The following is a 7169-nucleotide window of genomic DNA, read 5'->3' as shown; positions in this document are numbered from 1 at the left end:
CTGTTCCCATGCCGAACACAGAAGTTAAGCTCTTTAGCGCCGATGGTAGTTGGGCTTACGTTCCGCGAGAGTAGGACGTTGCCGGGCAAATGTTTATAAATGGATGCGATGAGCCGCACTCGAGACCTGTTAGGTCTCTTTTTTTGTGTTTAAATTTAGTTGAAATAAAGTAGAAGATAAAGGGCATGTATACAGTACATAATAATTAAGCATATAGAATACGATTTATAACTAAAAAAACATCTCATTTCTTTCTGTAATAAACAGAGAAATGAGATGTTTTAATGTGATTTTATCTTATATTAGTAATGAATAAAGCATTTTATTCTTATTAATATAGATGTATTTAGGATCAAATTCGCTAACGTTCTTATAAAGTTGGTCTAAATCATTATGATCTTTAAGTTGAATACCTATAATAACTGAACCTGTATTTTGGCTCGATTTTTTTAAGTATTCAAATTTTGTTATATCATCATTTGGTCCAAGTACTTCGTTAACAAATTCTCTTAATGCACCTGGTCTTTGTGGGAAGTTAACAATAAAGTAATGTTTCATATCTTCAAATAAAAGTGAGCGTTCCTCAATTTCTTTCATTCGGTTAATATCATTGTTACCACCACTGACAATACAAATAACATTTTTACCTTTAATATCATTTTTATAATGATTAAGTGCAGTGACACTTAATGCGCCAGCTGGTTCTGCAATAATAGCTTGTTTAGAGTACATATCTAGGATTGTACTACATACTTCACCTTCATCTACAGCAACAAAGTCATCAACAACATTTTTTGAAATTTCGAATGTTAATTGTCCAACTTTTCCTACTGAAGCACCATCTACAAATTTATCGATATCTGTTAATGTAACAATTTTATTAGCTTTAACAGATTGCGCCATACTACTTGCTCCAAGTGGTTCTACACCAATGACTTGAGTAGTAGGCATTGTATCTTTAAGATAAGTGCCTACTCCTGAAATTAAGCCACCGCCACCAATTGCAGCGAAGCAATAATCAAATTTGATATCTTCTTCTTCTGCATAGTCTACTATTTCTTTAGCAATCGTACCTTGACCAGCAATTGTATTAATATTATCGAATGGATCAATAAAGCTTAATCCAAATTGTTCAGTATAATCTAACGCATGTTTTAAGCAATCATCAAAAGTATCGCCAATTAATTCTATTTGTACAAATTCACCACCGAAAAATTTAACTTGATTAATTTTTTGAGCTGGTGTTGTTACTGGCATAAATATAACAGCTTTGATTTCGAGTTGTTTAGCCGTGAATGCGATACCTTGTGCATGATTACCTGCGCTCGCACAACTAACGCCATTTGCTCGTTCTTCGTCTGTTAACTGATTAATTGCATAGTACGCACCTCTTAATTTAAAGGAACGTACCCATTGCAAATCTTCTCTTTTTAAATATACATTACAGTCAAACTTCTGTGATAAATACATATCTTTTTCTAATGGTGTTTGTTTAACTGTATCTTTTAATTTTAAAAATGCTTCTTCTATATCTTCAGCACTTAAACGTGTTTTTAAGGTCATTCTACCACTCCCAATTAGTTGTGCATTTTTTCATATTGGTTGATCTGTTCTTCATAAGTTAATGTAATTGCAATATCATCTAAACCGTTAACCAATTTATTCTTCCATGTCGCATCTATATCAAAATGATATTTTGCTTCAGGTGTAATAATTTGTTGGTTAGGTAAATCAATCGTTATTTCACTATGTTGCGCAATTGCTTCTCTGTCTTCTTTATTTTCAATTACGATAGGTAACATACCATTTTTAGTACAGTTCATATAAAATATATCACTGAAACTACCTGCTATAATGATTAAGAATCCAAAGTCTTTTAATGCCCAAGCTGCGTGTTCTCTTGATGAGCCACAACCAAAATTATCACCTGAAATGAGTATGCTTGCACCTTTGTATTCTGGTTTATTTAAGTTGAAATCTGGATTATCAGAACCATCTTCTAAATAACGCCATTCGTCGAATAAGAAGGGGCCAAAACCAGTTTTAGAAATTCTTTTCAAAAAAGCTTTTGGAATGATTTGATCCGTATCAATATTATCATTGAGTAGGGGAACTGTTTTACCATTAAAAATATTAATTGGTTCCATTTAAATGACCACCTTTCTAGTATCTACAAATCTTCCGTTAATAGCTGCTGCTGCTGCCATTGCAGGAGATACAAGATGCGTTCTTGCGCCTTTACCTTGACGACCTTCAAAGTTACGGTTACTTGTTGAAGCACAGTGAACACCGTTAGGAACTTGGTCAGGGTTCATTCCTAGACACATTGAACATCCAGGTTCACGCCAATCAAATCCTGCTTCTTTGAAAATTTTATCTAGACCAAGCGCTTCTGCTTGAAGTTTAACACTTCTAGATCCCGGAACGACTATTGCTGTAATGTCTTGATGGACTTTATGACCATCTACAATTTTACTTGCTTCAATAAGATCTGAAAGTCTTGCATTTGTACAAGAACCAAGGAAAACATAACCTAGAGGAATATCTCTAGCAGTTTGACCTGGTTGAAGGCCCATGTAATTATAGGCTCTTTCATCATTTAAATCTTTAATTTCTGGGAATGGTGTATTAAAACTAACACCCATTTCAGGACTTGTACCCCAAGTGACTTGTGGTTCAAGGTCACTTACGTCCACAGTAATCACTTTATCGTAAGTAGCATCTTCGTCTGAATATAAAGTCTTCCAATCTTCAATAGCTGCTTCAAAATTCTCTGGTTGATATTTACGTCCTCTTACATATTCAAAAGTTGTTTCATCTGGCTTCATCATGCCATATTTAGCACCAGCTTCGATTGCCATATTACAAATTGTCATTCGCTCATCCATTGTCATATTAGAAATAGCTTCACCAGCGAATTCTAAAGCGTAACCAGTACCAAAATCAACGCCGTGTTGATTGATTAAGTATAGGATAATATCTTTAGCATAAACACCAGTTGGCAATGTACCATCAACTTGAATTTTCAAGTTCTTTGGTTTAGTTTGCCATAGTGTTTGAGTTGCAAAAACATGTTCTACTTCACTTGTACCTATACCAAAAGCAATAGCTCCAAATGCACCATGCGTTGCAGTATGTGAATCACCACATACGATAGTTTTACCTGGTTGTGTTAATCCTGTTTCTGGGCCAACCATATGCACGATACCTTGTTCATCTGAACCCATATCAAATAACTTTACACCAAATGCTTCACAATTTTTTTGCAAAGCACTAATTTGTTTATTAGCAATTTCATCTCTAATATTGAATATATCAACTGTAGGTACATTATGATCCAATGTTCCAAACGTTCGATCGGGACGTCTTACTTTCCTATTTTGTAATCTTAAGCCTTCGAATGCTTGAGGAGATGTAACTTCATGAATAAGGTGTAAGTCGATGTATAATAATTGGGGTTCACCTTCTTTACCAGCTATTATATGTCGATTCCATACTTTATCAAATAATGTTTGAGACATGTCGTTTTCCTCCTTCTAAATATTATTTTTGATTGCTTCGAAGACTTCAGATGTACTGTTATTTCCACCTAAATCTTTAGTTGCAATACCTTTCTTGATTGTGCTAAATACGATATCTTCTAAATACTGAGCGCATTCAGGTTGATGTAAACTTTCTCTAATACACATTGCTAATGATAGTAACATACCACTAGGGTTTGCTTTATTTTGACCAGCTATATCAGGTGCAGAACCATGTATTGGTTCATATAAACTTGGTCCATTCTCACCAAAACTTGCAGAAGGTGAAAGGCCAAGTGAGCCTGGAATAACTGAAGCTTCATCACTTAGAATATCTCCAAATAAATTTTCAGTTACAATAACATCAAACTGTTTAGGATTTGTAATTAAATGCATGCTACATGCGTCTACTAAAAGATGATTTAGTGTGACATCTGGATATTCTTTAGAAACTTGTTCTAATGTTTGTCTCCAAAGTTTTGAAGAGCTTAGTACATTTTCTTTATCTACTGATGTAACGATTTTGTTTCGTTTAGTAGCTAACTGAAATGCAACGTGTGCGATTCTTGTAATTTCTTCTTTAGTATATGCAAGTGTGTCAATTGCTTTTTCATCATCAAAATATTTTGGTTCTCCAAAATACAAACCACCCGTTAATTCACGTACAATGATAAAATCAGTACCTTTTACGAGTTCTTCTTTTAATGGTGATAAATGTGCAGTTGATTCAGTAACAATTGTTGGTCTAATGTTAGCAAATAAATTTAATGCTTTTCTAATACCTAATAGGCCGTGTTCTGGTCTATTTTTTGGATCAGTCCATTTAGGACCACCAACGGCTCCTAATAATATTGCATCACTGTTTTGACAAGCATTTAAAGTTTCTGGAGGTAAAGGTTCGCCATGTTTATCGATGGCGATACCTCCAAAATCTTTAGTATCTATTTCATAATCAAAATTAAATTTCTTTGATAATAATTCTAGTATTTCAATACTACCTTCTAAAATTTCTGGACCGATTCCATCACCGGGTAGGGCAGTGATTTTGTATGTCATGACTTTACGCCTTCTTTCAATTTGTTCTCACTGTGTTTAGCATGTGCTTCAACATATGCCTTACAAGAAGCATATAGGATATCGTAGTCAATACCGATACCTGTATATACTTCGTCTTCAAATTCTACTTGAACGTGTACTTCAGCTTGAGCATCCGTACCTTCTGTAATAGATTCAATTCGATATTGTTGTAATTCAGGCGTGTAATCAAAAATTCTATCAATTGCATTATAAATTGATGTAATTGAACCTGAACCAATAGATGAGTCTTTATAAGTATTTCCTTCTTTATCTTCAATAACGACAACAGCGCTTTGTAAGCCATTTGATACAAATTGAAGTTGAAGTGCATTTACTTTATAGTATGCATTTTCTTCATGTTCACTACCTTGAAGGATAGCGTGTATATCTCGATCAGTTACTTGTTTTTTCTTATCTGCGACTGATTTAAATTGTTTAAATACTTCCACTTGTTCATCTGGTGAGAGATTGTATCCAAGTTCAATTAACTTTTCACTAAACGCATGTTTACCAGATAGTTTACCAAGTGGTAAAGAGTTTTTAACAACACCGACAAGTTGAGGTGTCATAATTTCATAAGTTTCAGGATTTTTCAAAATACCGTCTTGATGAATACCAGATTCATGACTGAAGGCATTTTGACCAACGATTGCTTTGTTTCTTGGGACTCGAAGACCTGAATATCTACTTACCATGTCGCTTGTGTTTTTAGTTTCAGCTAGATTGATATTAGTAGATAGGTTGTAATGATCTTGTCTAACGTGTAGTGCAAGTGCAATTTCTTCAAGAGCAGTATTACCAGCACGTTCACCGATACCATTAATTGCACCTTCAACTCTTCGTGCACCATTTTCAAAAGCAGATAGGGCATTTGCTACAGCAAGACCTAAATCATCATGACAATGAGAACTATATATCACTTCATGATCACTTTTAATTGTTTCAATAAGTGTCTTAAAGATTTGACCATATTCTGTAGGATAAGAATAACCAACCGTATCTGGAATATTGATAATATCTGCACCAGCATCAACTGCTGTTTGCACTGCTTTAATTAAAAATGGTAAAGGTGTTCTTGTAGCATCTTCAGGTGAAAATTGAACTTTTTCAAATAATGTTTTTGCATAAGTTACATTTTCAGTAATAGATGCTAATACTTGTTCTTCAGTCATTTTCAATTTATATTCCAAGTGGATAGGGCTAGTTGCTAAGAAAACATGAATTTGTCTATGTTGTGCTTCTTTTGTTGATTCATGTACAGCATCAATATCTGACTTTTTACATCTAGCTAATCCGCAAACTGCAGTTGTTGTTAATGCTTTAGCAATACTTTCTACTGATTTAAAACTACCTTCACTAGAAGCGGGGAAGCCAGCTTCTATTACATCGACTCCCCATTTTTCTAGTTGTTTAGCAATTTTGAGGCGTTCATCAAATGAAAAACTGACGCCTGGTGTTTGTTCTCCATCTCTTAGTGTTGTATCGAATATTTGAATATGGTCTGACATAATAATCCTCTCCTTAAATTCTAGTACTTTTATTTAGTTTGAATACTTTTAGCTTTAACGAATGGCATCATGTCACGTAATTCTCTACCAACTGATTCGATTTGATGTCCTTGTTGTTCTTTACGCATTCTTAGGAATTCTTCGAAGCCATTTTCGTTATCTTTAATGAAGCGATCACTGAAAGCTCCTGTTTGAATATCTTTAAGTACTGCTTTCATATTTTCTTTAACATCAGGTGTGATAACACGTTCACCAGATACATAATCTCCAAATTCTGCAGTGTTTGAAATAGAATAACGCATGTTTTCCATTCCGCCTTCATACATTAAATCAACGATTAATTTCATTTCATGTAATACTTCGAAGTAAGCAATTTCTGGTTGATAACCAGCTTCAACTAATGTTTCGAAACCTGATTGGATAAGTTTCGTAACACCACCACAAAGTACTGCTTGTTCACCGAATAAATCAGTTTCAGTTTCTTCTTCAAAGCTTGTACCGATAACACCAGCTCTAGTAGCACCGATACCTTTTGCATAGCTTAATGCTAATTGAGTTGCTTTGCCTGTAGCATCTTGATATACAGCGTATAGTGCAGGTACAGCACTTCCTTCAGTAAATGTACGTCTAACTAGGTGACCTGGACCTTTTGGTGCAACTAAGAATACATCTACGTTTGCTGGTGGTTGAATAACTTTAAAGTGAATATTAAATCCATGAGCAAATACTAAAGCATTTCCTTCATCTAAGTTAGGTTCAATTTCTTCTTTATAAACTTGTCCTTGAATTTCATCTGGTAATAGAATCATTACAACGTCAGATTGTTTAACAGCTTCGTCTACTGGATATACTTCAAAACCATCTTCTTTAGCTTGATCAAATGATTTACCTGGACGAATACCAATTACAACATCATAACCGTTATCTTTTAAGTTCTGTGCATGTGCATGTCCTTGTGAACCATATCCAACTACTGCGATTTTCTTACCTTGTAATGCGTCCTCTGTTACCGTGTTGTCATAAAATACTTTAGTCATAATAAATGCCTCCATTAATTTGTTTT

Annotated in this window: 6 protein-coding genes and 1 rRNA gene; 1 reads left to right on the top strand and 6 read right to left on the bottom strand. The window is 34.4% G+C overall.

The window, feature by feature from the left end:
* Nucleotides 1-87: ribosomal RNA gene (gene rrf, locus LQ617_RS13250) — 5S ribosomal RNA — on the top strand; the annotation flags it as partial.
* A gap of 210 nt (nucleotides 88-297) precedes the next feature.
* Here the strand turns inward: rrf and ilvA are convergent.
* The 6 genes from ilvA to ilvC are packed head-to-tail and all read right to left on the bottom strand — an operon-like array spanning nucleotide 298 to nucleotide 7143.
* A complete protein-coding gene (ilvA, locus tag LQ617_RS13245) occupies nucleotides 298-1563 on the bottom strand; it encodes a threonine ammonia-lyase IlvA (RefSeq protein ID WP_206180827.1) in 1266 nt (421 codons plus the stop codon).
* A gap of 14 nt (nucleotides 1564-1577) precedes the next feature.
* Nucleotides 1578-2147, bottom strand: coding sequence for a 3-isopropylmalate dehydratase small subunit (gene leuD / locus LQ617_RS13240; RefSeq protein WP_107577066.1), 570 nt, complete (start codon nucleotides 2145-2147; stop codon nucleotides 1578-1580).
* Nucleotides 2148-3521: a 3-isopropylmalate dehydratase large subunit gene (leuC, locus tag LQ617_RS13235; protein WP_037589613.1), complete on the bottom strand. Its 1374-nt coding sequence runs from the start codon at nucleotides 3519-3521 to the stop codon at nucleotides 2148-2150.
* Nucleotides 3522-3536: 15 nt separating this feature from the next.
* Nucleotides 3537-4577 carry a 3-isopropylmalate dehydrogenase gene (gene leuB / locus LQ617_RS13230; RefSeq protein WP_037589612.1) on the bottom strand — a complete coding sequence of 347 codons (1041 nt, stop codon included), beginning with the start codon at nucleotides 4575-4577 and terminating at the stop codon, nucleotides 3537-3539.
* Nucleotides 4574-6106 carry a 2-isopropylmalate synthase gene (locus LQ617_RS13225; RefSeq protein WP_037589611.1) on the bottom strand — a complete coding sequence of 511 codons (1533 nt, stop codon included), beginning with the start codon at nucleotides 6104-6106 and terminating at the stop codon, nucleotides 4574-4576. Before LQ617_RS13225 ends, leuB begins: the two co-directional genes overlap by 4 nt.
* A 29-nt stretch (nucleotides 6107-6135) precedes the next feature.
* On the bottom strand, nucleotides 6136-7143 hold the full coding sequence (gene ilvC / locus LQ617_RS13220) for a ketol-acid reductoisomerase (RefSeq protein WP_204188879.1): 1008 nt from the start codon (nucleotides 7141-7143) through the stop codon (nucleotides 6136-6138).
* Between the last annotated feature and the right edge of the window lie 26 nt (nucleotides 7144-7169).

Source organism: Mammaliicoccus sp. P-M59, assembly GCF_022386135.1.
Lineage (GTDB): Bacteria > Bacillota > Bacilli > Staphylococcales > Staphylococcaceae > Mammaliicoccus > Mammaliicoccus sciuri_A.
This window is presented reverse-complemented; position numbering and strand designations above follow the sequence as displayed.